Annotated in this window: 26 protein-coding genes; 9 read left to right on the top strand and 17 right to left on the bottom strand. The window is 46.7% G+C overall.

Features of this window, described 5'->3' with window-relative positions; all coding sequences use genetic code 11:
- Positions 1–53: 53 nt before the first annotated feature.
- The 5 genes from IEV19_RS01230 to IEV19_RS01210 are packed head-to-tail and all read right to left on the bottom strand — an operon-like array spanning position 54 to position 8,134.
- Positions 54–2,429, bottom strand: coding sequence for a sulfatase-like hydrolase/transferase (locus IEV19_RS01230; RefSeq protein ID WP_188368888.1), 2,376 nt, complete (start codon positions 2,427–2,429; stop codon positions 54–56).
- Between the two features lie 3 nt (positions 2,430–2,432).
- Positions 2,433–3,860, bottom strand: a complete 1,428-nt coding sequence (locus tag IEV19_RS01225) for a glycosyltransferase family 2 protein (RefSeq protein WP_188368887.1) — start codon at positions 3,858–3,860, stop codon at positions 2,433–2,435.
- A 2-nt stretch (positions 3,861–3,862) separates the two neighbouring features.
- Positions 3,863–5,992, bottom strand: a complete 2,130-nt coding sequence (locus tag IEV19_RS01220) for a HEAT repeat domain-containing protein (RefSeq protein ID WP_188368886.1) — start codon at positions 5,990–5,992, stop codon at positions 3,863–3,865.
- 35 nt (positions 5,993–6,027) lie between these two features.
- Entirely contained in the window at positions 6,028–6,393 is a 366-nt protein-coding gene (locus IEV19_RS01215; RefSeq protein ID WP_188368885.1) for a response regulator transcription factor, read from the bottom strand.
- A 4-nt stretch (positions 6,394–6,397) separates the two neighbouring features.
- Positions 6,398–8,134 carry an ATP-binding protein gene (locus IEV19_RS01210; RefSeq protein ID WP_188368884.1) on the bottom strand — a complete coding sequence of 579 codons (1,737 nt, stop codon included), beginning with the start codon at positions 8,132–8,134 and terminating at the stop codon, positions 6,398–6,400.
- 129 nt (positions 8,135–8,263) lie between these two features.
- Here IEV19_RS01210 and IEV19_RS01205 point away from each other — a divergent pair, with 129 nt between their 5' ends.
- Entirely contained in the window at positions 8,264–9,547 is a 1,284-nt protein-coding gene (locus tag IEV19_RS01205; RefSeq protein WP_188368883.1) for a dipeptidase, read from the top strand.
- 1 nt (position 9,548) lies between these two features.
- Here IEV19_RS01205 and IEV19_RS01200 read toward each other — a convergent pair whose 3' ends face one another.
- Entirely contained in the window at positions 9,549–9,947 is a 399-nt protein-coding gene (locus IEV19_RS01200; protein WP_188368882.1) for an acyl-CoA thioesterase, read from the bottom strand.
- Positions 9,948–10,158: 211 nt separating this feature from the next.
- Here IEV19_RS01200 and IEV19_RS01195 point away from each other — a divergent pair, with 211 nt between their 5' ends.
- Together IEV19_RS01195 and IEV19_RS01190 are read left to right on the top strand one after the other, a co-directional pair.
- Positions 10,159–10,680 carry a 5' nucleotidase, NT5C type gene (locus IEV19_RS01195; protein ID WP_188368881.1) on the top strand — a complete coding sequence of 174 codons (522 nt, stop codon included), beginning with the start codon at positions 10,159–10,161 and terminating at the stop codon, positions 10,678–10,680.
- 96 nt (positions 10,681–10,776) lie between these two features.
- Positions 10,777–11,187 (top strand): glyoxalase, encoded by a 411-nt coding sequence (locus IEV19_RS01190; RefSeq protein WP_188368880.1) that lies wholly within the window; start codon positions 10,777–10,779, stop codon positions 11,185–11,187.
- Here the strand turns inward: IEV19_RS01190 and IEV19_RS01185 are convergent.
- Entirely contained in the window at positions 11,176–11,856 is a 681-nt protein-coding gene (locus tag IEV19_RS01185) for a DUF2461 domain-containing protein (RefSeq protein WP_188368879.1), read from the bottom strand. The two genes, IEV19_RS01190 and IEV19_RS01185, sit on opposite strands and share 12 nt — an antisense overlap.
- Positions 11,857–11,952: 96 nt before the next feature.
- On the opposite strand from IEV19_RS01185, the gene epsC reads away from it, so the two are divergent.
- Both epsC and cysM read left to right on the top strand, forming a co-directional pair.
- Positions 11,953–12,747, top strand: coding sequence for a serine O-acetyltransferase EpsC (gene epsC, locus IEV19_RS01180; RefSeq protein WP_188368878.1), 795 nt, complete (start codon positions 11,953–11,955; stop codon positions 12,745–12,747).
- Entirely contained in the window at positions 12,737–13,624 is an 888-nt protein-coding gene (gene cysM, locus IEV19_RS01175; protein WP_188368877.1) for a cysteine synthase CysM, read from the top strand. Before epsC ends, cysM begins: the two co-directional genes overlap by 11 nt.
- 93 nt (positions 13,625–13,717) lie before the next feature.
- Here the strand turns inward: cysM and IEV19_RS01170 are convergent, their stop codons facing one another.
- The 7 genes from IEV19_RS01170 to IEV19_RS01140 all read right to left on the bottom strand — a co-directional run bounded on the left by IEV19_RS01170 (position 13,718) and on the right by IEV19_RS01140 (position 19,679).
- The gene (locus IEV19_RS01170; RefSeq protein ID WP_188368876.1) at positions 13,718–14,266 is read right to left on the bottom strand and encodes a hypothetical protein; all 549 of its coding nucleotides are present in this window, start codon (positions 14,264–14,266) and stop codon (positions 13,718–13,720) included.
- Between the two features lie 52 nt (positions 14,267–14,318).
- A complete protein-coding gene (locus IEV19_RS01165; protein ID WP_188368875.1) occupies positions 14,319–15,221 on the bottom strand; it encodes a mechanosensitive ion channel family protein in 903 nt (300 codons plus the stop codon).
- A 46-nt stretch (positions 15,222–15,267) separates the two neighbouring features.
- Entirely contained in the window at positions 15,268–15,768 is a 501-nt protein-coding gene (locus IEV19_RS01160; RefSeq protein WP_188368874.1) for a Dps family protein, read from the bottom strand.
- Between the two features lie 254 nt (positions 15,769–16,022).
- Positions 16,023–16,841, bottom strand: coding sequence for an alpha/beta hydrolase (locus IEV19_RS01155; protein ID WP_188368873.1), 819 nt, complete (start codon positions 16,839–16,841; stop codon positions 16,023–16,025).
- Complete coding sequence (locus tag IEV19_RS01150) at positions 16,834–17,703, bottom strand: alpha/beta hydrolase (protein WP_188368872.1); 870 nt, start codon at positions 17,701–17,703, stop codon at positions 16,834–16,836. Before IEV19_RS01150 ends, IEV19_RS01155 begins: the two co-directional genes overlap by 8 nt.
- 65 nt (positions 17,704–17,768) lie before the next feature.
- The gene (gene corA / locus IEV19_RS01145) at positions 17,769–18,857 is read right to left on the bottom strand and encodes a magnesium/cobalt transporter CorA (RefSeq protein WP_229732440.1); all 1,089 of its coding nucleotides are present in this window, start codon (positions 18,855–18,857) and stop codon (positions 17,769–17,771) included.
- A gap of 39 nt (positions 18,858–18,896) precedes the next feature.
- Entirely contained in the window at positions 18,897–19,679 is a 783-nt protein-coding gene (locus IEV19_RS01140) for a tRNA pseudouridine synthase A (RefSeq protein WP_188368871.1), read from the bottom strand.
- Positions 19,680–19,808: 129 nt separating this feature from the next.
- Here IEV19_RS01140 and IEV19_RS01135 point away from each other — a divergent pair, with 129 nt between their 5' ends.
- The 3 genes from IEV19_RS01135 (at position 19,809) to IEV19_RS01125 (ending at position 22,174) form a co-directional block, all read left to right on the top strand.
- A complete protein-coding gene (locus IEV19_RS01135; RefSeq protein WP_188368870.1) occupies positions 19,809–20,249 on the top strand; it encodes a hypothetical protein in 441 nt (146 codons plus the stop codon).
- Between the two features lie 97 nt (positions 20,250–20,346).
- Positions 20,347–21,561, top strand: coding sequence for a DUF418 domain-containing protein (locus IEV19_RS01130; RefSeq protein ID WP_188368869.1), 1,215 nt, complete (start codon positions 20,347–20,349; stop codon positions 21,559–21,561).
- A gap of 148 nt (positions 21,562–21,709) precedes the next feature.
- Positions 21,710–22,174 carry a hypothetical protein gene (locus IEV19_RS01125; protein ID WP_188368868.1) on the top strand — a complete coding sequence of 155 codons (465 nt, stop codon included), beginning with the start codon at positions 21,710–21,712 and terminating at the stop codon, positions 22,172–22,174.
- Between the two features lie 77 nt (positions 22,175–22,251).
- On the opposite strand, the gene IEV19_RS01120 is transcribed toward IEV19_RS01125, so the two are convergent.
- On the bottom strand, positions 22,252–23,721 hold the full coding sequence (locus IEV19_RS01120; protein ID WP_188368867.1) for a magnesium chelatase: 1,470 nt from the start codon (positions 23,719–23,721) through the stop codon (positions 22,252–22,254).
- Between the two features lie 25 nt (positions 23,722–23,746).
- Positions 23,747–24,892, bottom strand: coding sequence for a vWA domain-containing protein (locus IEV19_RS01115; protein WP_188368866.1), 1,146 nt, complete (start codon positions 24,890–24,892; stop codon positions 23,747–23,749).
- A gap of 76 nt (positions 24,893–24,968) precedes the next feature.
- Here IEV19_RS01115 and IEV19_RS01110 point away from each other — a divergent pair, with 76 nt between their 5' ends.
- Positions 24,969–25,784, top strand: a complete 816-nt coding sequence (locus tag IEV19_RS01110; protein WP_188368865.1) for a DUF1853 family protein — start codon at positions 24,969–24,971, stop codon at positions 25,782–25,784.
- 4 nt (positions 25,785–25,788) lie between these two features.
- Here IEV19_RS01110 and hisIE read toward each other — a convergent pair whose 3' ends face one another.
- Entirely contained in the window at positions 25,789–26,397 is a 609-nt protein-coding gene (gene hisIE, locus IEV19_RS01105; RefSeq protein WP_188368864.1) for a bifunctional phosphoribosyl-AMP cyclohydrolase/phosphoribosyl-ATP diphosphatase HisIE, read from the bottom strand.
- Positions 26,398–26,403: the final 6 nt, after the last annotated feature.

Raw genomic sequence — 26,403 nt, 5'->3', positions numbered from 1 at the left:
GGAAATAAAGAATGAAAACCCCAAGAAGAAGAGATAATATTATGCATCGTCCGTTATTCATATCCATCGTCTTCAAAATTCAGGTATCCGAGATTATGATCGTTAAAAAGGGTTTTTTCCTTTTTCATTTTTTCTTCAGCCCTTCGGATCTTACTCTTTAGTTCCTCGTTGTAAATCCGGTTCTTGATTATGGCAGATTTGAGATCCAGGGCCTTGAAATTGGTATCGGACCAGAAATACACGTCGAGCAAAGCCGAATAGGCATCTGCATATACCGGGTATTTCTTAACCGTTTTTTCCAGAAGCTTAGCAGCCTGATCGTATTGTTTATTCCAGGCGTAGATCCTTCCTTTGAGGATTTCGGTATCGGCATGTCCGGGTACTTCCTCTAATATGTGTTCACACAGCAACAAGGCCCGGTCCCTGTCACCTGAGATCGCCAGGTCTCTGGCAGTTTTATAAGCATTGTCATAATCGTCGCTGTTAAACACACTGTTGATCCATACCATTTCAGATCTTTCCTTTTCGGGATTAAGGGTGTCCTTGGCCAGCAGGTTCCCGGGAGTGAGTTTATCATTTCGGGTGACATACCGGTTGACAGCCCTGAATTTCCTAAAGTCAGCGATCAATTCATCCTTGCCCTCTACCTCCTTTGGTTCGTACAGACTGAGATCAGCTCCAATTCCATAAAGCGAATTACCGGAGAGGCATATATTACCCCTGATGTATTCCTGCAGGTTACCCCGATGGCGATACAGCGGAATGACCTTGTCTTTTTTAAAGAATCCTTTGTGCACCAGGCCTTCCCCCAGCCATGATACGTTGTCCGGCATAGTAAAGTGGTATTGAGAATTGAGAAGCCCGGCCAATTCCGGAAGTATGTCGGTATGGGCGACAAGCGAATTGATACGTGCAGGGGACTTCAACAGGGGACTGTAGAGGATAAGGGGAACTCTGTAACGGCCCAAATAATCCTTTTGGGGGAGTTCACTTAGGTTATGAGTACCAGTAATGACAAAAATAGTATTGTAGAATTCGGCCTTACGCCTGTAACCTTCCAAAAAGGTTTGCACGGCCTGATCCGTGTACAGCAGGCTCGCAAAAACCTCCCGGTTTTTCCGGATCAGTCTTTTGTTTCGATCAGACATCCGGCTGTTTTCCGAAATCTCTTCCACCTTTTTCCGATACTCATCCTGAGAGGGAATATGGAACGGGCTCCGTGTGCTAAGCGTAAGAAAAGCATCGAGTCTGGGTCGGTCTGCGCTGGTGAAATCGTCAAACCATTTGCGGAATAGCTCTGCATCGGGATAACCCAGGGAGACCCCTGCGGCATCTTCCTCCTGAGCTGTATATCTCGGACCGAACGCCTTTCGACCCGAAATAAGTCCCACCTCTTCCTTATGCAAGAATTTGCCAAGGTTTTCCAGGGATATATTTCCCCCGAAATAAAAGGATGTCTGGTATCCATTGTCATTGAGCAGATCGAACATGGTATAACTTTCCGGAAGGAATTCGAGGTTGGTAAATCCTTCTTCCCCGGAGGGAAGAGATCCGAAAATAGATGGTATACTGGCTACAGGTTCCCCTGTGTTACTCAGGCTGTGTGGCCAGTACAGGGAAGTGTTTACCAGAGAATTCACGAACGGCATGAACTCCTTAAATGGGGCTTTTTCACCAACAAAGTCAGATCCCACCCCATCCATGACGATGAATACCAGGTTTGGGCTTTCTTCTTTCAGGGCCAAATAGGAGGCGAGTTCGGATTCTGGTTCATATCGTCTCAGCAAGGGGTATTCCGCCTCACCGTCGTATTTGTTGAAATCAGTAAATTCTTCAAATTGATGGTAGATCAGGTGCTGAGTCTTATTCTCGTTCACCGGGTTCTTCCGGGTGATAAGAGTTGCCAGGAAAAGGCTGAAGAGAATCAGAGTAAACGGATACATCCGATTAACCAGGGTATATGCGTTCGCTGTGATCCGGTAAGACAAGTACAGGAGAACTACAGCAAAGAAGACAAATACAGGGGAATAATACAGGAAGGACCAACCTCCCAGAGCCTCAATTCGCTCAACAAACCCTGCACCCAGGATCTCGTAGTTGTCCACATAGTACTTGATCAAAAGACCTTCTGCCCCCAGCAATATTACCAGGCAAAGGGAGACCATTTTAAACCCGGCATTGGCTTTTACCTGCTCGAGAAATTTATATGGGAATACTAGGAACAGGGCGGAAAGCGACACAAATCCCAAATGATGTACCACGAGCAGTAGCAGACTTTTGTTAAATACACTGTCGAGCACCCCTGCACTGTACAAGGTGATGTTCTGGTATAAGGCGCTCGCGATCAGGCAGAGAAAAAATGCCATTATCAGCCTGATGAAATCCCGAAGATCCCTTCTTTTGACCGGTATGTGTATTTCTGTCTGCATAGCTTATGCCTTGGCAAATCCTTTTCTGACCTGTGATCCCCATCCGGACCTGATCTTAAACAACTTTTTATAATTACCCCTTACCGAGGACCACACTACGAGCGGATGGAAGAACAAGGGCTCCAATATGGCCGCCAGCATCATCGTCAGAATATCTTTTGTCCGTGAATACTGGTTATATGAATAGACCTCCCACAGAATAGCGTAAAAGGAGAACATGATAGAGAAACTGTAGATGGTGATCGTGATGGCGATAAAGAAATCCCAGTTCAGGATCCCGAGATACAGGAAGAGGATTACAGCCAGGCATCCGATGAATTCGAGCAATGGAGCCAACCACTCGTAAAAGAACCAGTAGGGGTAGCTCAAAAATCCGAGTCGACCGTACCTGGGGTTAAAGAACATATCCTTGTGGGTACTCAGGGTTTCCAGGTTGCCTCTCGACCAGCGATCGCGCTGATTTATAAAGATCTTAAGACTCTCGGGGACTTCTGTCCAGCATAATGGATCCGGGATGTAGGCCACGTGATAGGGTTCCTTCCTGTCATGCATATATCGTCTCATCCTGAAAATGATCTCCATATCCTCCCCTACTGTGTTGGTATCGTATCCTCCAACAGCCAGGGCAATCTCCCTGTCGAAGAATCCAAAGGCCCCTGAGATGATCAACAGGCTGTCTAACCTCCCCCACGCCATCCTTCCCAGCAGGAAGGACCTGGTATATTCCAGGAGTTGAAATCTCGCGAGCCAGTTCTTCGGCAACCTTATTTCTTCCAGGGTACCTCCTGAGATCTTGCAGGAGTTGGCTACCCGGATCACACCTCCTACGGCAATTACCCTTTTCTCTGAATGCTGATAGAATGATTTTACTACGTGCAGCAGGGCTTCGGGAACGATCAGGCAATCCACATCAATACAGCCCACATACTTGTTCTCTGAGAGGAAGATCCCTGCATTGAGGGCATCGGACTTGCCCCCGTTGGCCTTGTCGACCACGGTTAGTTTTGCAAATGACCTTTGGGTAGATTTGTAGATTCCCCGTATAGGTTTCGATTTGATGTCAGGATCTATCTCCCTGTCGATCTTCTCCAGATGATAGGCGTCGATGAGTTTTTGGAGCGTATCGTCCTTGCTCCCATCGTTGACCACCATCACCTCGTAATTTACATATTGAAGGGACAAAAGGGACCGAACGTTCTCCACAATGGTGAGCCCTTCGTTATAGGCCGGGGCTATGATGGTAATGCCCGGTGCCAGGGGCGAACCCAGGGTCTTGGTGATATTCCCGAAACTATTCTTGTTCTTGTAGTGGATGGAATTTCGCGTGGCGAAATAGGCCATCAGTAAATAGAGCGTAAACAGCATGCCTGAGAACACCAGAAAGACGATGTTCAGGTACTCCAGGATTACATTGAATACGCCGTTATCCATGATTACTTCCCTTGTTTTTTCAGTTCTTCCAGGTCAAATTCCAGCAGATCACCGGGTTGAGGACTCTTTTCCCACTGGATAAGGGATTGCTTTTGCTCCTGCTTCCCGGCTTCTGCTTCCAATCTTTTCTGGAGTTTTCTCTTTACATCTGAAGCCATTTTACGAACCCTGGTGCTGGGCTCTTTCTTCAGGGCATCGAGAAACGAGAGTTCCCTGTGATCTCCCAGTTCGGGGATCTCCCTGAGAAGGATCAATTTAGAGTCCTCGTCGCACTTGCTGAACAATTCTTCAAAAATGCTGTGGCCTGGGGTTTCATCCACTGTCTTGTTTTCTACTTGCCGGACTTCTTCCTGGCTATTATCGGATAGATCTTCCGCCACCTCATTTTGAAGGGCTTCCCAATCGACCAGCGAACAGGTGTTCTCAGCCTCAATCATGTCTACTACCTGCACCTTTTCCATGGGTGTTTCAGAAGCGGGGGCCGGTGTTATTTCCTCCTCCGGGGATTCCTGTTCCTCTGCTTCAGGTAGCTCAGATGCATCTCCTTCAGGCTCATTGCCGACCACAAACGGAAGAAAATTGAAATTCAGATATTCAACTTCCGTATCTCCTTCAGGATTCTGTACTTCTACCCTACTAAGGATATCCTCCAGTTCTTTTCTGAACTCGGCATCGGGGTGCACTTCCTCATAATTCACCCGAAGCTGCCACAGCCGCTTCCTAGCTTTTTTCTTTGGTTTCTTCTTGTCCATCTCGGTTGGTTTTTCGGTAACAAGTGGTAAAAAATCGAGAGGCAGGAATCCGGGATGATCTTCTTCGTCATCCTTATTCCTGCCTTCGAGGATCTCATTGAGCTCTTCCATAAAACAATGGTCAAAGACCTCCAGATCCTCATAAAACAGTTCACTGTGTTCCCCGCTCACTACAATATCTTCTTCAGCAGTCACATCAGTCGGAGCAACCAAATCCCGGTCGGCTTCCGGAGCAACTTCAATCTTTTCTGTTTCAACTTCGGTTGGTATTTCCTTAGTATCTCCGGATGCTTCATTCGCTTCCTCTGCTATCAGCGTCTGTGATTCAGGCTTGATAAGCGGGTCGAGGTCTTTGAATGGCAAAATGGTACCCGGAGCAATAGTATTGACAGCAGCCAGGGCCTTGCTTCTGACATTGAAATTCGACACTTTTTCGTGTACTTCCCGCAGGAAGGGTATGTGTTCTTCTTTGCCAATGGTACCTATGGCGTCCAGGATCAGGATTCTGGTGTCCCTTTTAGCCCTGGAAAAAGCGGCCATCAGTGTCGGGATGGCATCGGTGATACCAAATTCCTTGATGCAGTCAATAGCAGCCTGTTTGATCTCCTCATCCCTGTGTTTAAGCAATTCCGTAACGGAGGTATTGGCATCTGTCTGGTTGTAGTACCTGATCAGGCGGAGCGCAAAAAGGACGACATCTTTATTGGCCGACATCAGCCACACGCCGAAATTTGGAGGGATAAAATCTTCTTTTTCCCGAAGTACTTCCAGGATCTTGATCTGCTGCCATTCTGAAATCGGGTATCTGTTAGAATCCAGAAAATGACCGATCCCCTCGTGCTTAAGGGAAACAGTAGCGATCTGGGCATGTCTCCTGATGACGTTTTTCCTGTGGTTAATGAACTTTCGTATTGCCGTATAGGCCTCTACTACCTGCATTTGGGTAAGCTCTACGATACCCTTGGTCACCACTTCCCACCTCCGGCTGTTCAATTTGGCCATAGCATCCAAATGCAAATCGAAATCCTTGTACATAGAAAGGAGTCGGTTTCGGGAATCCCCGGTAAGATCACGCTGCAGGTCCAGCAATATATCCTTCAGGATACTCCTGTTTATAGGGTCTTTGAGGAATTCACGCATCTCGACTTTAAGTCCGACATACTCGTATTTCTCCTCCTTGCTGGCCTCCTCCCCATAAAAGAGGAAGTTGCTGATTACAGGGGTGAGTTCTTTCCTCCGATCACTGATGTTTCGGGATTTGGCAGAAAGCCTGTTCCTGAAAAAGAAAATAAAACTGAAATAAAGAATACACAGGCTTCCAAACAAGACGCTTAAATCCCACAAAAGATCCGTATGGATCTCTGGGATGCTAAGCAGCATAGAAACGTGATATGTAATCTTTGTTTTAATGAATATCAGGCTTTGTTGAGTTCCCGTGTCACCCGGACCAATAACTCGGCCGGACTCACAGGTTTTGAAATGAAATCATTGGCTCCCAGTTCAAATGCAGAGAGGACATTCTCTTCATTACCGGCAGAGGAGATGATGATGATGGGAACTTTAGACTGGAGCGTATTTCTCACATAATCAACCAGTTCAAGCCCTGAGAAATAGGGCATCATAATGTCGCTGACTATGATGTCCGGGATCTCCTTTTCCAATTCCAGCTTTACATCTCTCCCGTCACAGGACCAGTGTACCTTGTATCCGGCCTTGTCTAGCCGGTAGTTTAAAAGGGAAGCCAGCAATTCGTCGTCATCGGCGAGCAGGATCTTTTTCATCTTGTTAATCGTTTTCTTTTTTTAGGCGTGTCAACTCCCTGTCCACCGCAAACTCCACCATGGGATATTCTTTCACGAACCGGTCGTACAGGTACTGCATCCGATCAAAATCTTGATCATTCAGGCAATGGTCCTGGATTTGTCTCACCAGGATGAGCAGGTTTTCAGCCTGAATCATCGCCAGGCCAGATTTCATTTTATGGGCAGCAAATCGCAGTTGTTCCTGATCGCGATTTTTTAAGTGGAGTTTTGCACGGCCTATGAATTCCAGGATGTTGCCCTTGAATAGTCCAATCAACTCTTCTAACATATCTACCTCCCCCATACAGTCTTCCAGCATGCCCGTCAGGTCGATTTGAAAATTGCCATCCTGAGCAGGGGCTTTGTTTTCTTTTGTCGCAGCCTTCTCCAAAGAAGACTTTCCGGACTCAGCAAATCCGTATTCCATCAGTTTGTCCAGTAATTCCTCAGGGGTATACGGTTTTAAGATAAAATCGTCTATTCCATCGGCCTCAGCCTTCTCCCTGTCATGCACCGAAAAATCAGCAGTCAGGGCGATGACCGGTACTCCGGAGATACGCGGATCCTGAGAAGCCCTTATCTTTCGGGTGATCTCATATCCATCTACCACCGGCATGTGCAGATCCATAAAGACCACATGGATGTTTTCTTCTTCCAGGACTTTTAACCCCTCCACCGCATGTTCGGTGACAAAGTGGGTGCATCCCCAGTTTCTGAGCCGTTTCTTTATCAACCACTGATTCAGGGGATTATCTTCAAAGACCAGTACATTGAGGGTGCGGATGTCCTTTTCAGGCAATTTTTCTGTTTCGGCCTTTTTGGGATTCTCTTCCTGCCCTACTTCAAAAGCCAGGGTAAGGTCGAATTTCGTTCCTTCATCCACCTTGCTCTGAACTGCAATGGTCCCGCCCAAACGGTCTACGATCTGCTTGACGATACTCAAGCCAAGTCCTGCCCCTCCGTATTTGGAGAAGGTGTGCTGTCCTGCCTGTCTGAAGGCATCGAAAATATGGTCAAGGTCTTCCCCGGGTATTCCAATGCCGGTGTCAGTGATCCCAAACTTGAGATATGCCTGCCCTTTTTCTATCTTCTTCAGGGTGGTCTCAAGCATCACCTTTCCCTGGTCTGAGAACTTGATGGCATTTCCCAGGAGATTAAGCAATACCTGGGTGAGCTTGGAGGGATCTCCCAGCAGGAAATTCGGGATATTCGGGTCGGTCTTCACCTCCAGGGAAATTTTCTTGTCGACTATGAGCGTTTCACAGAGGTAGGTGACTTCTGCGATCAGGTTGTGGAAGTTGAACGAGACCACTTTGAATTCCTCGGAACCCGCTTCGAGCTTTGAGTATTCCAGAAGTTCATTGATGATTTCAAGCAGGGATCGCGAGGCCGACAGGATGGCGTTGACCTGCTCTTCCTGAGCGGGGTTCAGGTCACTTTCCTTCAGGAGGTCTGCAAAGCCCATGATCCCGTTCAAGGGGGTTCTCACTTCGTGGCTGACCTTCGCTATCAGGTGTGATTCCGTTTTTTTTGCCGGCAGATGCTCCGGTTCGGGTTGATTGGGTTCGTGTCCCCAGATCTTCGTTTCCAATTCTTTCTTGAAATGGTCGAACGATTTTTTTAAGCGTCCGGCTTCTTCGGTGCTCAGTTCCTCAAATGAAAAGTTGTTCAGGGCGAGTTCCAGGTCGGAGATCTGCGTGAGTAGGTTTTTTGATTTCAAGATCGGGTCTTAAGTGGTTTAGATTTCTTCACTAAAATCCCGATTTACAGGGGGCAGGACAATTAAATGTTATCTACAGGGTAGAATGTGTTGTCAAAATGCTTTATTTGTAGGTCTAATTCGTACCTGATGAAGTATTTCACCCTGTTTTTTTGTTTTTTATCGATGATCGCCTGTGGAGAGGCCGAGAAGGACAATGCAGATGCTTTGCGCGAAAAAGCGGAACGTATCCACGCAAAAGTGATCACCATCGACACTCACGACGACATCAATGTTCGTAATTTCACTGACAGCGTAAACTACACCCAAAGGTTGGAGACTCAGGTAAATCTGCCAAAGATGAAAGAAGGGGGTCTAGATGTCGCCTGGCTGATCGTCTACACTGGGCAGGATTCCCTGACCCCAACGGCTTACAAGCGGGCTGAGAAGAACGCCATGGCTAAGTTCGATGCTATTCATCGCCTTTGCGAGGAGATCGCCCCGGACCAAATTGGCCTGGCCCTGAATTCAGATGACGTAAGGAAGTTGCACTCCGAAGGGAAACTCGTTGCCATGATAGGGGTTGAAAATGCTTATCCCATGGGAGAAGACCTGGAGAATTTCAAAAGGTACCACGACCTTGGAGCACGATACGTCTCCCTCTCCCATAACGGGCACAGTCAGTTCGCGGATTCCAATACGGGTGAAGCGGATAGTATTTGGTTACATAATGGTTTAAGTGAACTGGGTAAAAATGCTGTATATGAGATGAATAGGCTGGGTATTATGATCGACGTATCCCATCCCGCCAAGAGTTCAATGGAACAGATCATCGCCCTGACGAAAGCACCTATCATCGCATCCCACTCCTCTGCGCGCGCCTTGTGTGACCACAGCAGGAATCTGGATGATGAACAACTTATGTGGATGAAGGAGAACGGAGGAGTGGTGCAGACCGTAGCATTCAGTTCCTATCTAAACACAGAGAAAGACAAGGCCAGGAGGGCTTACATGGAAAAGCTGCACGAACAGGTGGCAGATTCCCTTGGAATCACCTGGTACAACAGAAGGGAATACAGAAACCTTCCGCCGGATCAGAGGGAAGAGTATCTGGAATACTATCCCCGGATAGTTTCCCTGGCTAAAGAAATCGCATCAACAAGACCTGATGCACCACCGCCAGTAGATATAAAGGACTTTGTGGATCACATCGACTATATGGTTGGCCTGATAGGGATCGACCACGTGGGGATCAGCTCCGATTTTGACGGAGGCGGAGGAATCGAAGGCTGGTCTGACGCTTCTGAGACCTTCAATGTTACTCATGAGTTGGTCCGGAGGGGGTATTCAGAGGAAGACATTGCCAAATTGTGGGGTGAAAACCTGCTGAGGGTGCTAGACGAGGTCCAGGCCATAGCCCGGGAAATGCAATAGACTAATCTTCCTCTTCCGCCAGGCGGTCCTTTACGTATTCAACCTTGGTCTTACCGTGAGGCAGGGGTTTTCCCTTCTCATCCAGATTTACCATGATGATGTTGTCTACCGTCAGGATGGTCTCGTGGTTCATTTTATTTCGGGCTTCGCATTTCAGGACAAGGGAGGACTTCCCGAATTTGACGACTTCTATCCCGATCTCCACAATGTCGCCCTGGTGGGCTGTACTCATAAAGTTGATCTCCGACATGTATTTGGTAACCACTTTTTTGTTTTCGAGTTGGATGATACTGTACAGAGCTGCCTCCTCATCGATCCAGGAGAGCAATCTACCTCCAAACAGTGTCTGGTTGGCATTCAGGTCTTCGGGTTTGACCCACTTTCTGGTGTGAAATCGCATATGTAGATTTTTTTCAAAAGTACTACTATTATCAGATGTACGGACCTGCCAGGCAAAACCGGGCAGCAGAATTGTCAAGTACGCAAATTGGCGGCCTGTCTGATACATCTTTGGCATTTTATGGCCGTCCGGATTTTTGCATTGTTAAACTAATCTCAAGGGGGCATTGTATTTCTTTTAATTTTAGGAAATTCGCATCAAACTACGAGATATGATCCTCTTTGTGGACATGGATGAAGTGATGGCGGACACCTATACCGCACACATCGAATACTACAACCGGGAATTTGGGGAGAACCTTACCCGGGAGGAATGTATGGGTCATGAGGTGTGGCAAAAGGTTCCGCAATCCAGGAAGGACAGCATCTGGCAGCACTATTACCAGAAAGGGTTCTTCCGTGGACTGAAACCCATAGAGAACAGTATAGAGGTCCTCAGGGAGCTCAATGAAAAATACGCGGTATACGTGGCTTCGGCGGCCATGCAGTTTCCGAATTCCCTCCTCGAAAAGCATCAGTGGTTAGATGAACATTTCCCATTTATCCACTGGAAGAACCGGATACTTTGCGGAGATAAACAGATCCTCAGAGGGGATGTCCTGATCGACGACCGCAGTCACAACCTGGAAAATTTCGTCGGCAGGCCCTTGATCTTTACCTCCCCCCACAACATCCACACGAACCATTTTGAAAGGGTGGATTCATGGGAGGATATAGCCAGGGAATTGCTCTGAACCCGATGTTTTCTTTGTTCATAACCCCGTTAACAAGTAATTGGAGCTTGCTTCCACTCCCCTTTTTGATTTTCTAATTTTATTAAAACTTCAGAGATGAACGATAGATCTTCGGAGCTCCTGAGTTTACGCCCTGAACTCCCAAATGCCCGGATCAATGACGACATGAGTCGGGATGAACGCTTCCAAAACACCACCCTCAGGCCTGTTATCAAATTCCAAAACGCCCTGCTGATCGCAGCTTTCAGGAATTATGTGCAAAAGCATAAGAATGTTTTCTACGGCCTGAATCTCCCCAAAAGATTGGGATATATAGAACATGCCATCCAAAAGGACATGAAATTCAGAAATTCCCTCAAAGGCATGATCATCGGCCAATTCACCGTAGAGGAATACGAATTGTATATCCAGAATTCGTCAGCCCTGAACAAACGGATGATGAATATGGTCATCGAGAGATTGAAAGATCAGGTGCAACTGCTCGACCTGGCTGAATTACCGCAATAGGGATTCCCCGTTCAAATCAGTGGTCAGGATTTCACTCATCAGGTCGAAATAAGGCCTGATATTCCTGAAGGACCGGTCTACTTCAGACAAGAATTCTGATGACAGCACCTCTTTGTCGGTGAAGTTCCGGACGAAGATGAATTGTTTTTTCCGGATCAGGTCTATATCAGGATGTTCCTTGTCAAATCCCTTGGGGGCCGTTTTGAGTTCTTCCCCCACCAGATCACCCCAGGTGTTTCGAAAGTCCTCAGCCTGGATCACACTTCTGAACTCACTGGCATCCATTTCCAGCTCCTTCCTGATCCTGTACAGGTCTTCCTTGTTAGGTTCCCAGAAGCCTGCAGCGGCAAAGGTCTCCCCTGGCTTTATCCGGAGATAATACCCTCCCCTCAAAGCCTTTCCGGCCCTTGAAAAGGAACCTGCAAAATGAGTTTTATATGGCGTTTTGTCCTTGGAGAATCTGACATCCCTGTAGATCCTGAACATCTTCATCTTTTCGATGTCATCGTGTTTTTTTAACTCCTCCATCAGATTGGAGTAAAACGACTTTACTTTTTTTTCCAATGCTTTGAATTCGCTCTTGTGTGCTTCGAACCAATCCCTGTTGTTATTGACCGATAACTTATTTAGAAATTCCAGCGCCTCACTGCCAATCCTCTCAGTGCCCATGGTAATTGATATATTTTAAAGATTTGTAATAAAGTTAACCTTTTTGCGACAGGGGCTTTTTAATTATTGGTTAATTTTAATTTGTAATACGCTCTTATGGACACCCGGACGATCATAGATAAGATAAAACAGAACAAAAAACAGCCCAACCTCAGGTTTAGACTCAAGCGGGAGACAGAAGCCTTCACTGACCTGTTGTTTCTGTCCCTTTTTGACATTGAAACGCCCATTGATAAGAACCTGCCATTGCTTCAGGAGAAATTCGACCTCCTGGCCGACCTGGCCTGCTGGGATCCGGAGAAAGCCTGTTCCTCGATTTGGGAGGACTATCTTCAGGCTTTGCCTGAGATTTTGGAAAAATTGAATCTCGATGCACAGGCTATCGCTGATTGCGACCCTGCATCCCTGTCTATTGAAGAGGTCTACCTGGCTTATCCCGGATTCTATGCCATCGCGATCTACCGTCTCGCGCACGAATTGTACAAAAAGAAGTTCCCCCTTGTCCCCAGGCTGATGACCGAATACGCCCACCGACAGACGGGAGTCGACATCAACCCTGGCGCCCATATCGGTAAGTCGTTTTTTATAGACCATGCCACTGGTGTGGTCATCGGGGAGACCGCCGTAATCCACGACCATGTTAAGATCTACCAGGGAGTAACGTTGGGGGCACTCTATGTGGCTAAAAACCTGAGTGATACCAAGAGACACCCGACCATAGAGAACAATGTGACTATTTACGCCAACGCAACCATCCTGGGGGGAGAAACGGTCATCGGGGCCAATTCAATCATCGGCGGAAATGCCTGGCTTACCAGTTCGGTGCCTCCTAATTCCAAGGTGTACCACAATCCGGAGATCGAAATCAGAACGCATCAAAATGACAAATAATCTCACCGACCTGATCGGGAATACCCCCCTGGTCCTTTCAAAGTCCCTGAATACCAATCCCGAGGTAAGGCTCTACTTCAAACTGGAAGGTCAGAATCCGGGAGGAAGCGTCAAAGACCGTGCAGCCTACAACATGATCGCCTCCGGCCTGGAAAGAGGGGATTTTACGAAGGAATCCCGCCTTATTGAAGCCACTAGCGGCAATACGGGCATTGCCCTTGCCATGATCGCGGGACTCTACGGCCTGAACATCGAGCTGGTCATGCCGGAGAATGCTACCAAAGAACGCGTCCAAACCATGAGGGCCTATGGGGCTAAGGTAACCCTCACACCCTCAGAGGGAGGAATAGAAGGCGCCCGGGACTATGCAGAAGCCAGGGTGAAAAAGGAGGGGTACCTGATGGTCAACCAATTTGGCAATCACGACAACTGGAAGGCCCATTTCAAAACCACCGGCCCCGAGATTTGGCGGGACACCCGGGGTGAGATCACTCATTTTGTATCCTCCATGGGGACGACGGGTACCATCATGGGTACCTCTGCATTCCTCAAGGAAAAGAAAAGCTCTGTTCAGATCGTCGGGGTACAACCGACCGATAATTCGAGTATTCCGGGGATTCGCAAATGGCCAAAGGAATACCTGCCAAAGATCTTCGATCCCTCGAGGGTAGACCGCATCATGGAGGTCAGTGAAAAGGAGGCCGAGGAGATGACCCGGCGCCTTGCACGGGAGGAGGGGATCTTTGCAGGCATGAGCAGCGGAGGGGCAACCACAGCTGCCTTGAGGCTGGCCCGGGAATTGGATGAAGGAGTGGTAGTCTCCATTATCTGTGACAGGGGCGATCGTTATCTATCATCCGATTTGTTTGATGATTGAATAAAAAAGTGTACCAAATTATGGTACACTTTTCTAGCAGGTTGCATATCTCTGGTTCGGGAACCTTCAATGTTCACCTCACCTATCTCGATATTACATTATCTGGTATTCTTCTATTTTAAAAGAGATTTCATTTCCTTCCTTATCTGTGAAGATAAAAACCTCTTTACCCATGTTCAAAGCTTCCCTGGACAGGTCTGTGTTTTCTGAGATGATCAGATTTTCACCTTCCCCAACGGCTACATACAATTCATTTTCATTCATCAAAAGAACAAAGTCTGATTTTACATCAGCGTTGTAACTGAAACGAATCAATTCATCAAATGCCTCGTCCTGGTCCAGATCAATCTTCACAGTTTTAAATATCTTCTTTTTCGGGATTACCCGATCTTGATTGATCATGCCTTTGTCTTCGCTTTCCAGTTGCATGGCTTGAGTCTGGGTTGTATGGACTCTTACGGTATTCTTGATCAGATCACCATTGTCGTAAAGCTTATATGTCTTCTCCAGGGTTTCAGAAGCTACCGTATCAACTCTAAACGTTCGATCTTCTGATTTGGTCATCTTTTCCTGAGCAAAACCTAAGGTCAAAGTCAGCATGGAGAAAGTTGTAAGAATTGTGTTTCTATATATGTATTTCATAGGTATTTAGATTTTTAAGATTAAAAATTATTTCAATGTTTGAGTCAAGTCCTTAGTTGGTAGAAAACGCTTCGGCTACTTTCTTGGCATTTAGGTCCAAACCAGTACTGAATTCTAACGTTCGAATCGGGAAAGGAATATTGATTCCTTCCTTGTCGAAGGCCTTTTTAATCGCCTTAATGACCGTGTTTTTGGCCCGGAGTTTTTCGATGGCACTCTCGCTGGTGATATAAAACCGGACGATAAAATTGATGGAACTCGCGCCGAATTCCTCAAAATAGAATTCGACATCGTCTGCTGATTCTACCTGCTCAATACATTCTTTCACAGTGTTTTTAGTCAGGGTTTCCACCCTGTCCAGATCTGATTCATAGCCAACTCCACAACCCAGTACCACTCGCATCTTGTTTGTCAGTGTGAAATTCTTCAAAGGGTTCTCCAGGATAGTTTTATTGGGGATGATGACCTTGTTGTTATCCGCCTCTTTAATGATAAAATTATTGAGGTTGATCTTGACGACTTCGCCTGCGAAGCCATTGGTCTCGACCCAGTCGCCTATCCGTATGTTCTTCCTGAATGACAGGACTACACCGGATATCGTATTTGATAAAGCTCCCTGCAGGGCCAGACCAACTACCAGTCCGGCTACCCCTGCACCTGTGAGCAATGACATCAGGGCATCATTGAGATCAAGAATGCTCAGGGCCAGAAACAGGCCAAAAAGCACTACCACCACGGTGGTCAGGTTTGAAATTAAATTGGTAATGGATTTCTGGGGCACCCGTTTCTGAACGAGCTTACTTACGCCCTTGCTGATATACCTCGCCATAAAGTAGGATACCAACAGGACCCCTAAGGCGAGAAGCATATTAGGTAAGTTCTCGACCAGGGTATTGCCCCATTCCGCGAGCCTGTTCAGCAATATGTCTAAGGATGATGATACTTCTTCTTTCATAATATCGTATTTAAGGTTAAACAATGATTGAAATGCCGCTGATCCATCAGATAATGGTTGCTGTCTTCAATTCATCATTCTTCCCGATATTCCATGCGTTCAACATCCAGCTGGTCTTTTCAAGCTCCCTGATATAGGCGCCTATAAGGTCGATAGTTCCCTCATCCCCTACTTCGTCTGCCTTGTTGATGACAGCGCTCATCTGTTTAAGGAGAATACTGTGAGCTTTCAGGATCTCAGCGATCATTTCACGATCGGTCTTTTTCCCGGTACTTTCTTCAATGGTCCCCGTCTTCAGGTAAGCACTGAGATTGCTCATGGGATGATAACGTAGTGTCAGGATACGTTCTGCGATCTCATCGATCTTCTCCCTGGCATCCATATACATGGTCTCAAATTGCTCGTGCAGATCGAAAAAATTCTGTCCGAGAATATTCCAGTGGAAGTTTCGTAGTTTTTGATAATAAAGATGATATTCTGCCAATAGGGTATTCAATTCTATCACTACAGGCAATAATTGTTCTTCTTTGATATTCAAATAGTTCATTCAATAGGATTTTTATGTTAATGAAAATGTATTGTTGGAGTTGTTTTTGGCCAAGGTAAGAGGCCAGAAGCGGGCGAATGCCCTTAAAGAAAAAATGTATTTATTAAAACCAACTATTTGAATATAAGCTTTTTATGTCCTGTGTCAAGCCATTTAACAGGGATTAACAGGAATTTAGAATTATTAGTATAAAGTAGTGTTAAAGCACAGTTCAAATGTTAAGGTGACCGTGTAAAAAAGGAGAGTATGCCTTACTACTGACCGTTCTGGGACGAAGGTTGAAGTATGTTACTGAGGGCTTCGTGATACCTTTGAAAAGAACTGAGGTTGTTGTGTCCTCCCCCTTTGATCTCAATGAATTGTACGGATTTCCCCTCCAGGCTTTCCCTGAGTCTATAGGCCGATTTAATGGGAACCACCTCATCCCGGTCTCCGTGCAGGATCACAATGGGCGACTCTACCGCATGAAGGAATTCATAATTCCTAAAGGGGTATTTTAAAAAGGACTCTACGGGCAGGACAGGGAACCGGTGTCTGGCCACATCCAGCAGACTGTGAAAGGGGGTTTCAAGGATCAGTATAGAAATCTGGTTTTCGGAAGCCACGTAGGAAGCCATGGCCGTTCCCAGTGAACGCCCATAGAGAATGATATCCTCACTTTTATAAAGGGGCTGCAGGTACTCATAGAATGCCCTGGCATCTTCCAGCAGCGCCTTTTCGCTGAGCTTACCCTTGCTTTTTCCGTAGGTGCGGTAATCCATGACCACCAGGTCGTAGTTCAACCGAACCAGGTTTTGGACAACCTCTCCCCAGCGTGAAAGATTCCCTGCATTACCGTGAAAATACAGGATCACCCCTCTGGGATCTTCCCTTTTGAAATGCAGGGCGTTCAGCCTGGCACCGTCGGGTCTTTCAAGGTAGAATTCCTCAAAGGGTTCACGGAAAGAATACGTATAGTCTTTAGGCAGTTTCTCGGGAAGAAAGATTAGTTTCTCTTGAAGGAAGTACAGCATACTTAAAAATAATAATACGCCTGAAATCAGGGCTAGTACAGCCTTTCTCAGGCTACGCATGGGGCTTTGATTTATTGTGTTGGACTGAAATGCTCGACCCCTCGAGGTTTACCTTCACAGGCTTTGACGTAATGATGTCCTGCAGCATCTTGTGATAGGACTCAAAGGTGTTCAGGTTCTTGTGTCCCCCTCCTATGACCGTATAAAGGGTGGTCTGCTTGGGTTGTATCTTTGAGAGTTTCAGGCTTGATTTATACGGGATCAATTGGTCATCGGTACCATGGATGATATGTATGGGACACTGCACATACCTGAGCCACTTATACGTAGGCATGGGGAACTTGATCAGCAGGGACAGGGGCATAAAAGGAATGTATTTCTTGGCCACATGGCTGAGGCTGTAATATGGTGCGTCCAGGATCAGCATCCGGGGATTGTTCATGGAAGCCAGTTTGGCGGCAAAGCCCGAGCCCAGTGACCTGCCGTAAAGAATGATGTATTTCTCATCCACTTTCTCCCTAATCTTGTTGTAGACTACCTGCAAATCCCTTTTAATGGCCTTTTGTGTCCTCCGGCCCGTACTTTTACCAAAGCCGCGGTAATCCACCATCAGCACGTCATATCCATGACGGGTAAAGTCGACCGCAAATTTCCCCCATCCCTTGATGCTCTTCGAATTTCCCTTCAGGTAAAAAACAACCCCTTTGGGTTCCCTGGCTTTGAAGCGTAAACCGTTGATCACCGCTCCATCCCGGGTCTCCACATTGTATTCTTCCGTTTCCTGATTCTCGTAGTAAAACTGGAAGTCGGCCGGCAATTTCTCCGGCTTGAACATGAGGTAGTCCTGCAGGAAAAAGATGAGCACGCTGATCAGGAGGTAGATAACCCCCAGGAAAAGCAGAATCTGGACCCAAACCGGCATACGCAGAGTTTGCTCTTAAAGTACAAAAATTCTCAAAAGATCTCAGGGGCTTTGAAGTATCTGTCTCAAATCCATTTTCTCCTTCTGAAGTAGATCAGCATGATGATGAGGACCGTTATCATAAGGCCCCAGACCATATAATATCCATTTTCCCAGTGCAACTCGGGCATATTGTCAAAGTTCATCCCGTATATACCCACGATAAAGGTTAGGGGAATAAAAATGGAGGCCATGACCGTTAGTACCTTCATTACCTCATTCATCTTGTTGCTCACATTACTCATGTACATTTCCATCAGGCTCATCACCATTTCCCTGTAGATCTGGAGGGTCTCATTGATCTCCAGGCAGTGATCCAGCACATCCCTCAGGAAAAGTTTGGTGTCTTTCTTAATGATCGGATTTTCCGAATCGATCAGCCTGCTGACCAGTTCCTTTACCGGGGAGATATACCGACGGATCCTCAGGACTTCTTTCTTTAGTTCCTGTATCTTTTGAGCTGTCCTGGGTTTTGGTTTTTTGTAGACCTCCTCTTCCAGGATTTCTATTTGTTCCTGCACGTGTTCCAGCACCACAAAGTAGTTATCGATTATAGCATCGAGCAGAGCGAAGTAAAGGTAATCTGCCCCACGGGTCCTGATACGCCCTAATTTTCCCAAAATCCTGTCCCGGACCGATCCAAAGACGTCTTCCTTTAATTCCTGGAAAACCAGCACGTCATTTTCAAACAGGGTAAGAGCCACGTGTTCTATCACGATGTTCTGCTGGGCATCCAAATAGATCATTTTAAACACCCCGAAAATATAAGACTCATACTCGTCGATCTTGGGACGTTGCTGGGTGTTGACCGCATCTTCCAGAACAAGTGTGTTCATCTGGAAGGTATGTCCGAGTTTTTCTACAAAACCTTCATCGCTAAGCCCCACCAGGTTGATCCATTTAACCTTCTCGCCCCGGTTATCAAGGAGGGATTCTACATTTACAGGACTGTATTGTTCTACCTGCTCTTCATCGTAGGCAATGACGTCGAGAGAGCTTACAGAATCTTCCCGATACCCAAGGTAGGTGATCGTCCCCGGAGCCTTTCCCACTTTTTTATGGGTCCGGAATCTCTTCTTGTGGATCTTGTTGAGCGGAAAATGCATTTTAGCCATGTTCTACTACTTTCCTTTAAAGATATAAAACAAAACGGGCTACAGCAGTTCCATGTTCTTTAAAAACAGGCCAGACGATGGAGCTATATAGGGAATAGATACCTTCTCCCCTTCTTGCAAGGCCTTTTGTAAAATTGCCGGTTCCATCTTTCCGCTTCCCACAAGTACCAGGGCACCCATCATCATCCTGATCTGGTACCGCATAAAACCGTCTCCACGAACCCTGAGAACGTAATGTTTGTCGGGAAAAAAATTGGCGGTCAGCTCTTTGTTCTCTGTAATCCGGCAATGACTGACATTTCTCCGTACCTGCTTTCCTTCTTTGAGTCGGGCAGTAAAATTATGAAAGGAATGATCCCCTTCGAACAACAGGGCCGTATCTCGCATCAGGTCGATGTCCAGTTCCCCTTGGAAGTTGACAATAAAGGGAGCAGAAAAGGGATGATTCCCGGCACCACAGGAGAAAAAATAAACGTATTCCTTTTTCCTGGCATCTTTGATGATATTGAGGCCTTCCCTTGCCTGGTGCATCCTGAGGAGGCGTATGTCCGGAGGTAGATTTTCGTTCATCTTCTCAATAAATTCAGGCAATTGGTCATTAAGATCATCCTCTGAAATCAATTGGAACGCCATCCTGAAGGCAGAGACCTTGGCATCTGTCCTGCTGGCACCCAGAATTTTAAAGGATTTACCTGGCCGCACAAATTTCAGGGTCTTGCGGATCATCCCTTCGATGGTTTTCTGACCGGGTTGCCTCTGCCAGCCGCTAAACCTGAATCCAAGGTATTGAATCCAAACCACATAGGTAAATTTCCCTCTCATATCCGATTCTTCCTATTAAAGATATTACAATAATGACGATATGAGATTCGATGATCCCATTTTCACGATAGGACCCGAACAAAACAAAAAATTTGTATTTTGGATTATCAACTACCAAAACAAACTGAGATGAACAAACAATCAGCAACAAAACCCCCGGTCTGGTTCTGGGTGGTCAGTGTTCTCGCCTTATTGTGGAACCTGATGGGAGTCATGAATTATTTGGGAACTGCCTTTATGAAGGAGGCGATCAAAGCTGAAATGACCCCTGCTCAGGTAGAACTCATGGAAAACACCCCGGCATGGGTCACAGCAGCATTCGCCGTTGCCGTCTGGTTCGGAGCGGCCGGGTGCATCGGACTCCTCCTGAGAAAAAAATGGGCTAAGTCGGCTTTAGGTCTGTCCCTTATTGGAGTCATTGTACAAATGGGCTACAGCTTCTTTATGACCAATGCCAGTGAAGTTTATGGACAAACAGAGGCCGTGATCATCCCCGTCATGGTGATCATCATAGCGATATTGCTCGTTTTCTTCGCTCGTCTCAGTGAGCGTAAGACCTGGATCACCTGATCTCCGGGAAATCTACCCGACAGGCACCGATTGATTCCTCAGGTGAATTCGCAATGAATTCGCTCATACCCTGTTTGTTCTTTATAACCGCATCTTCATGACCTCTGCTAAAAAATCACGGATCGATATCATTGACGCCCTGCGCGGATTTGCCTTGGCCGGTATCGTCATTGTGCATATGGTAGAGAATTACGTGGCAGCTCCCGTACCTGAATCTGCGGTTGAGGCGGCACATCAGGGAGTGTTTGACTATGTGATTGACGGGATCGTTCTGATCTTGCTGAGAGGAAAATTCTTTGCGCTCTTCTCCTTCCTTTTCGGACTGAGTTTTTATATACAGATGAACAATGCCTATTTTAAAGGCGTCGATTACAGATACCGCTTCCTGTGGCGTATGGTACTTCTGATGATCATAGGCTACCTCCACAGCCTTTTTTACCGTGGAGATATCCTGACCATCTATGCCATGCTGGGGGTATTCCTGCTATTTTTTTACAAACTCAGATCCCCGTGGATCCTCGGGACTATTGCCCTGATCTTTTTGGGAACAGGCCGCTTTGTCACATTCATTTTCACACAGGGTCAGAGTCTATTTGCCTTGGGGGAACTTACTGCTGAAAACCCACTGATGATCCAATATTACGGTATCCTCAGCGAAGGTTCAATCTGGCAAGTGTTTCGGAGCAATGCCTGGAACGGCCATATCATGAAACTGGATTTTCAATTTGGCATATTTTCTAGGGCTTACCTCACCTTTGGTTTTTTTCTTCTCGGGTTCTACACGGGTAGAATTGAGTTTTTCAAAAATTTTATGGCCAAGAAAAAGCTAACAAGGGACCTGCTTTGGGCCTCCCTTATCCTCTTTTGCGTAGCCGTTTTCATCACCGTGGCTTCTTTCGCGAAGATCGGTCCGGAGCCTACCTTCGACAATTGGTATGCCATGATCGGGCTTACGGGTTACGACCTGGTCAACATCGCTATCACGATGACCCTGCTCTGTCTTTTTGTGATCGTATACAGAGCGGAAAGATGGCGGAAATATCTGGATGTTTTTAAGGCTTATGGGAGAACCGCCTTATCAAACTATGTCCTTCAGAGTATCTTGGGAACTTTTTTCTTTTATGGATGGGGTCTAGGTTATATCGGAACCCTGAGTAATACCTATACCTTTGGTGCGGCTTTGCTGCTTATTGTCTTACAAATAGTTATCAGTATTTGGTGGATGAAAAGATTTCACTACGGTCCGCTGGAATGGATATGGAGAACCTGCACTTCTTTTAAGTCGTATCCATTTCGCAAACCAAGGGCATGAACATCTAAACTTAAGGCTTTCAAATTTGGCTCTTCACCACACATTTTAAGGTATACTCAACATTCCTTGCAGTTCAACGATTTTTTTCAAATAAACGTTTTCAGGTGCTCGTTCTGGATATGAAAAATTCAATGAAGCCGTCTGAATAATGAAGCGTATCTTGAAACTACTGCCCTGGAAAAAGTTCTTCTACCTTTCCGTGACGGTTCTTCCCCTGATAGTGATTTGCGGATTCTACGGTTTGTATACCAACAAATTCTATTTCCAAAAAATAGACAACTACATTTTTGCGCTCCTGATCATGGTGCACTTTATATTTATCCGTGTATTGAAACGCGTCGGGAGTGATGAGAGTACACAGTTGAACCTGTTGAGAAATCTAGAGTTTGCGATGTATGCTATTCTTCCGGTTTACATCTTTAAACTGGCTGAAACCCTGTATATCCTCCTGACTTACTTTGATTATTCCGAGCAGGTATTCCCGAAGACATTCCTGCCGGTAGGCGCGTTTATTTTGGCTTTACAATCTTTTTTGATCATCCTGACTCTCACAGCTTTTAAACACCGGAGGATACGAATAGGATCTTACACCCTGGACAGGATACACGAATAAATCCCTCATCGTCACCAGACATGAGCGCGATGTGCTATGGCAGCACAAAGGCCCCCCGCAAAGACGGGGGGTTTTTTTTACAGTTTGCTGATGTATCCTCCGTAGAGGTCCTTGAGCTGGAACCCTTTGCTATATCGCTGCTTGCTGAGTTTTTTATGGGCCACAAGACCCCAGAGAAGGAATTCCTTCAGAAAATAGGCATCCTTTTCCTTCACTTTCGGCTGGTGTTTGCGGATCAGTGCCTGCAAAGGGGGAATACTGTTCAGAAGTTCCCTGTATTCCTCATCTGTCTGCCCATCGGGCAACTCAAGTCCTTCCCTCTCAAAGAACCAGAGGATAAGATCGTCGTAGGGACCTTCTGCATTTTTTTGTTCCAGTTTTAAAATGGCAGGGAAATAATCAGGGAATAGGGTTTTTATCGCATCTTCAATCAGCATGAGGGCGACCGCATCTGCCCCTTCCTGTTCCCCTTCATAGACCAGCTCGATCTTCCCGGTAATGGAGGGAATGATCCCCATAAAATCTGAGAGTCGGACTGAAGTTGCCGATGCACCCTGAGCCAGGGCCCTCCGTTCTGCGGTACTCAGCAGGTTTTCATAGGCCGTAATGCTGGTACGTGCACTGACGCCGCTTTTAGCATCTACATACTCACTTTTGCGTGCCTCAAAACTGATCTGTTCCAGCAGGACTTTTGCCAGTTCCGGTACATATACCATATTCTCCTGCTCCCCGTCCAGCTTGGCTTCCTGAGCAGTAATTTTTCTGGCGGTCTCGATCTCCTTTGGATAATGGGTAAGGATCTGAGAGCCTATCCGGTCCTTTAAAGGGGTGACGATGCTACCGCGATTGGTATAATCCTCGGGGTTTGCCGTAAAGACGAACTGTATGTCGAGGGGAAGTCTCAGTTTAAACCCCCTGATCTGTATGTCTCCCTCCTGGAGAATGTTGAAGAGAGATACCTGTATCCTGGCCTGGAGGTCCGGTAATTCGTTGATCACGAAAATGCACCGATTGGCCCTTGGGATCATTCCGAAGTGAATTACCCGGTCATCGGCGTAAGAAAGTTTCAAGTTCGCAGCCTTTATTGGGTCCACATCCCCTATCAGATCTGCTACAGTAACATCCGGAGTTGCCAGCTTCTCATAGAAACGCTCTTCCCTGTGCAACCAGGTAACAGGCGTGTCATCCCCTTTCTCCTCAATAAGTTTTTTGCTGTATCGGGAGATGGGTAACAAAGGATCGTCATTGATCTCTGATCCTTCGACCACGGGGATATATTCATCCAGGAGATTGACCATAAGTCGCGCTAAACGGGTCTTGGCCTGTCCCCTGAGACCGAGCAAGTTTATATTATGCCTGGAAAGGATGGCCCTCTCTAGTTCGGGGATGACGGAATCTTCATATCCCCAGACCCCGCTAAAGGTATCCTTACCTTCCCTGATGCGCTGTTTGAGGTTGTTTCTCAACTCGTCTTTGATACTCCGGCTTTGGTACCCCGCTTTTTTTAGATCGCCCAGGGTCCTGATCTTGTCGTATTCCAGCTTCATGTATTTATTTCTTTTTCAAATAGTTCTATTTCAATCTTTTCTTTCGGTTTTTTTCATAGTCCTCAAAGATCATCTCTCCCAGGCCTTTTAATCCTGTAAACAGGGCTTTCCCTTTGTTCGCCTCTGTAAAATGCCTTACGAATTGCATAAGGTATGGATCCTGGGCGATCATAAAGGTGGTGATGGGAATATGGAGTTTACGTGCCTGCCTGGCCATATTGTAACATTTCTCCACAATGAAATCATCCAGACCCACACTGTTCTTGTAATAGGTGCCATCGGGCAGTCTCAGACAACTTGGCTTCCCGTCGGTAATCATAAAGATCTGTTTGTTCGTGTTCTTCTTCCTCCTGAGCATGTCCATGGCCAGCTGCAATCCCGCCACGGTATTGGTGTGGTAAGGCCCTACTTTGAGGTAGGGCAAATCTTTTATCGGTATCGGCCAGGCGTCATTGCCGAAGACAAGGATATCCAGGGTGTCCTTTGGATAGCGGGTAGTGATCAATTCTGCCAGGGCCATAGCCACCTTTTTAGCCGGGGTGATACGGTCTTCGCCGTAGAGGATCATGCTGTGGCTGATGTCGATCATCAGGACCGTACTCATCTGGGCTTTATGGTGGGTGTCTTCCACCACCAGATCGTCCTCAGTAAGGGAAAAACCGTCCAGCCCATGATTCACCTGGGCATTTTTCAGGCTTTCTGTCATGGAGATCCTGTCGAGGGAATCTCCGAAACGATATTCCCTGAAATCGCCCGTGTGTTCGTCCCCTGCGCCCGACTTCCCGGTTCGGTGATTCCCGGAACCGCTGCGTTTGATCTTCCCAAAGATCTGGTCAAGTGCCCTCTGCCGGATGATGCGTTCCATTTTTGCAGTGATTGACAACAGACCTTCCCCCGGGTTGCCTTCTCCGTCTCCTCCCTGGCTGGGATCGATCTCCTCTCGCAGATAGCCCTTCGCCTTCAGGTCTTCTTTAAAATCATCTATGGTATAGTCCTCATCTGTGAGGTCGTATTCCTTGTCGAGTTCCCTCAACCAATCCAACGCCTCCTCCACATCCCCGGAAGTATGGGTGATGAGTTCCTGGAAGATCTCAAAGAGTTTTTCGAAGGGAGTTTGTTCAGGCGCCTCGTAATTGGTAAAACGAAAGCCGGATCTGATTTTCATAGCCATAGCATAAAAATACTATATTTCACGCTACGTATCGGCCTTTTAAATAAACCTTAACGGTTGATGTATTTTTGATTTTATGAAGGATCGATTTACTGACCTGGCAAAAGCTTTTCTGCAAACCCCTCCCCTTTGGACCCGCTCTCAATTCGGCATGGAACAGTTTCAGCTCCCCGAGATCGATTTGTCTGCAGTCAGACCTGAAACCTTCAGTTCGGGCATGAGGCTGGGGCACAAAATGGAGCGCATTTTCCTGTCCCTCCTCAAGGGGCAGGAAACATATGGACTGATCGGACAGAATATTCTGGTGAGAAGGGACAAGATAACATTAGGCGAGATCGATTTTCTGCTCAGGCATATACACGAGGACCGTGCAGTTCATGTGGAACTGACCTATAAATTCTACCTGGTCGATACGGACATTAGCGAACCCATCTACCAGTTAGTGGGCCCCAACAGAAAGGATATGTTCTTTACCAAACTTGACAAATTAAAGGAGGGCCAGTTTTCCCTTCCGTATTCTGAGGAAGGAACAAAGGTCCTTGAGGCCATGGGGTTACATCCGGCAAATCTGGATCAAAAAGTATGTTTTAAGGCGCAACTCTTTATCCCTTATAGTGCAGAGAGGGTCGGGATAAGGCCCCTCAATACCCGCTGTGTAGTGGGCTCATGGATGCGGATGGAAGATTTTGAGTCTCCTGCATTCCGCGATCACGAGTACTACTTTCCCGCTAAGGAAGAATGGGTGTTAAACAGCTATGATACTGATAGTTGGATGCCTTATTATGATACTTTACTCGAACTTAACTTGCGAATGATAAAACAACATTCAACCCTGGTTTGGATGAAAAAGGCCAATGGTGAGTTTGAAAAATTCTTTGTCGTCTGGTGGTAGGCCCTTAGGTCACTGCCTTGTGCCTCTCTTCGAGGACATCCACTACCCTGTCCAGGGAAAATCCCCGGGCCCTCTGAAGGATCAGGAAATGAAACAACAGGTCTGCACTCTCGTTTAAAAACCGATCGTCATGCGCATCTTTGGCTTCGATTACCACCTCTATGGCTTCTTCTCCCACTTTTTGTGCGATCTTGTTGATTCCCTTTTCAAAGAGGGAAGCGACATAACTCTGGTCTCCTGAGGCATTTTCTTGTCTGGATGCGATAATACCTTCCAGGTGGGACAGAAAACCATAGGTGGTTTTGTTGTCTTCTCCCCAGCAGGTGTCGGTGCCCAGATGGCAGGTCGGGCCCTGGGGCGTTACCCTGATCAGGAGTGTGTCCTTGTCGCAATCCTCTTGTATATCTTCTACCAGGAGGAAATTGCCGCTCTCCTCTCCCTTGGTCCAGAGCCTGTTTTTGGTGCGACTGAAAAAGGTAACCTTTCCGGTCTTCATGGTCTGCTCAAGCGCTTCGTGGTTCATGAACCCCAGCATAAGGACGTTTTTAGTCCGTGTGTCCTGTATGATAGCCGGTACCAGGTTATCTTGGTTCTTTTCAAAATTCAGTGCCATATTCCT

It is taken from the genome of Muriicola marianensis, assembly GCF_014638095.1.
GTDB lineage: Bacteria > Bacteroidota > Bacteroidia > Flavobacteriales > Flavobacteriaceae > Muriicola > Muriicola marianensis.
Note: the sequence above shows the minus strand (reverse complement) of the source record. Positions and strands in the feature narration are given on the sequence as shown.

Excerpts from the sequence above, each read along its gene's own strand:
- IEV19_RS01230 (WP_188368888.1), bottom strand. The coding sequence starts at position 2,429 with ATGCAGACAGAAATACACATACCGGTCAAAAGAAGGGATCTTCGGGAT.
- IEV19_RS01225 (WP_188368887.1), bottom strand. The coding sequence starts at position 3,860 with ATGGATAACGGCGTATTCAATGTAATCCTGGAGTACCTGAACATCGTC.
- IEV19_RS01220 (WP_188368886.1), bottom strand. The coding sequence starts at position 5,992 with ATGCTGCTTAGCATCCCAGAGATCCATACGGATCTTTTGTGGGATTTA.
- IEV19_RS01215 (WP_188368885.1), bottom strand. The coding sequence starts at position 6,393 with ATGAAAAAGATCCTGCTCGCCGATGACGACGAATTGCTGGCTTCCCTT.
- IEV19_RS01205 (WP_188368883.1), top strand. The coding sequence starts at position 8,264 with ATGAAGTATTTCACCCTGTTTTTTTGTTTTTTATCGATGATCGCCTGT.
- IEV19_RS01200 (WP_188368882.1), bottom strand. The coding sequence starts at position 9,947 with ATGCGATTTCACACCAGAAAGTGGGTCAAACCCGAAGACCTGAATGCC.
- IEV19_RS01195 (WP_188368881.1), top strand. The coding sequence starts at position 10,159 with ATGATCCTCTTTGTGGACATGGATGAAGTGATGGCGGACACCTATACC.
- IEV19_RS01190 (WP_188368880.1), top strand. The coding sequence starts at position 10,777 with ATGAACGATAGATCTTCGGAGCTCCTGAGTTTACGCCCTGAACTCCCA.
- IEV19_RS01185 (WP_188368879.1), bottom strand. The coding sequence starts at position 11,856 with ATGGGCACTGAGAGGATTGGCAGTGAGGCGCTGGAATTTCTAAATAAG.
- epsC (WP_188368878.1), top strand. The coding sequence starts at position 11,953 with ATGGACACCCGGACGATCATAGATAAGATAAAACAGAACAAAAAACAG.
- cysM (WP_188368877.1), top strand. The coding sequence starts at position 12,737 with ATGACAAATAATCTCACCGACCTGATCGGGAATACCCCCCTGGTCCTT.
- IEV19_RS01170 (WP_188368876.1), bottom strand. The coding sequence starts at position 14,266 with ATGAAATACATATATAGAAACACAATTCTTACAACTTTCTCCATGCTG.
- IEV19_RS01165 (WP_188368875.1), bottom strand. The coding sequence starts at position 15,221 with ATGAAAGAAGAAGTATCATCATCCTTAGACATATTGCTGAACAGGCTC.
- IEV19_RS01160 (WP_188368874.1), bottom strand. The coding sequence starts at position 15,768 with ATGAACTATTTGAATATCAAAGAAGAACAATTATTGCCTGTAGTGATA.
- IEV19_RS01155 (WP_188368873.1), bottom strand. The coding sequence starts at position 16,841 with ATGCGTAGCCTGAGAAAGGCTGTACTAGCCCTGATTTCAGGCGTATTA.
- IEV19_RS01150 (WP_188368872.1), bottom strand. The coding sequence starts at position 17,703 with ATGCCGGTTTGGGTCCAGATTCTGCTTTTCCTGGGGGTTATCTACCTC.
- corA (WP_229732440.1), bottom strand. The coding sequence starts at position 18,857 with ATGGCTAAAATGCATTTTCCGCTCAACAAGATCCACAAGAAGAGATTC.
- IEV19_RS01140 (WP_188368871.1), bottom strand. The coding sequence starts at position 19,679 with ATGAGAGGGAAATTTACCTATGTGGTTTGGATTCAATACCTTGGATTC.
- IEV19_RS01135 (WP_188368870.1), top strand. The coding sequence starts at position 19,809 with ATGAACAAACAATCAGCAACAAAACCCCCGGTCTGGTTCTGGGTGGTC.
- IEV19_RS01130 (WP_188368869.1), top strand. The coding sequence starts at position 20,347 with ATGACCTCTGCTAAAAAATCACGGATCGATATCATTGACGCCCTGCGC.
- IEV19_RS01125 (WP_188368868.1), top strand. The coding sequence starts at position 21,710 with ATGAAGCGTATCTTGAAACTACTGCCCTGGAAAAAGTTCTTCTACCTT.
- IEV19_RS01120 (WP_188368867.1), bottom strand. The coding sequence starts at position 23,721 with ATGAAGCTGGAATACGACAAGATCAGGACCCTGGGCGATCTAAAAAAA.
- IEV19_RS01115 (WP_188368866.1), bottom strand. The coding sequence starts at position 24,892 with ATGGCTATGAAAATCAGATCCGGCTTTCGTTTTACCAATTACGAGGCG.
- IEV19_RS01110 (WP_188368865.1), top strand. The coding sequence starts at position 24,969 with ATGAAGGATCGATTTACTGACCTGGCAAAAGCTTTTCTGCAAACCCCT.
- hisIE (WP_188368864.1), bottom strand. The coding sequence starts at position 26,397 with ATGGCACTGAATTTTGAAAAGAACCAAGATAACCTGGTACCGGCTATC.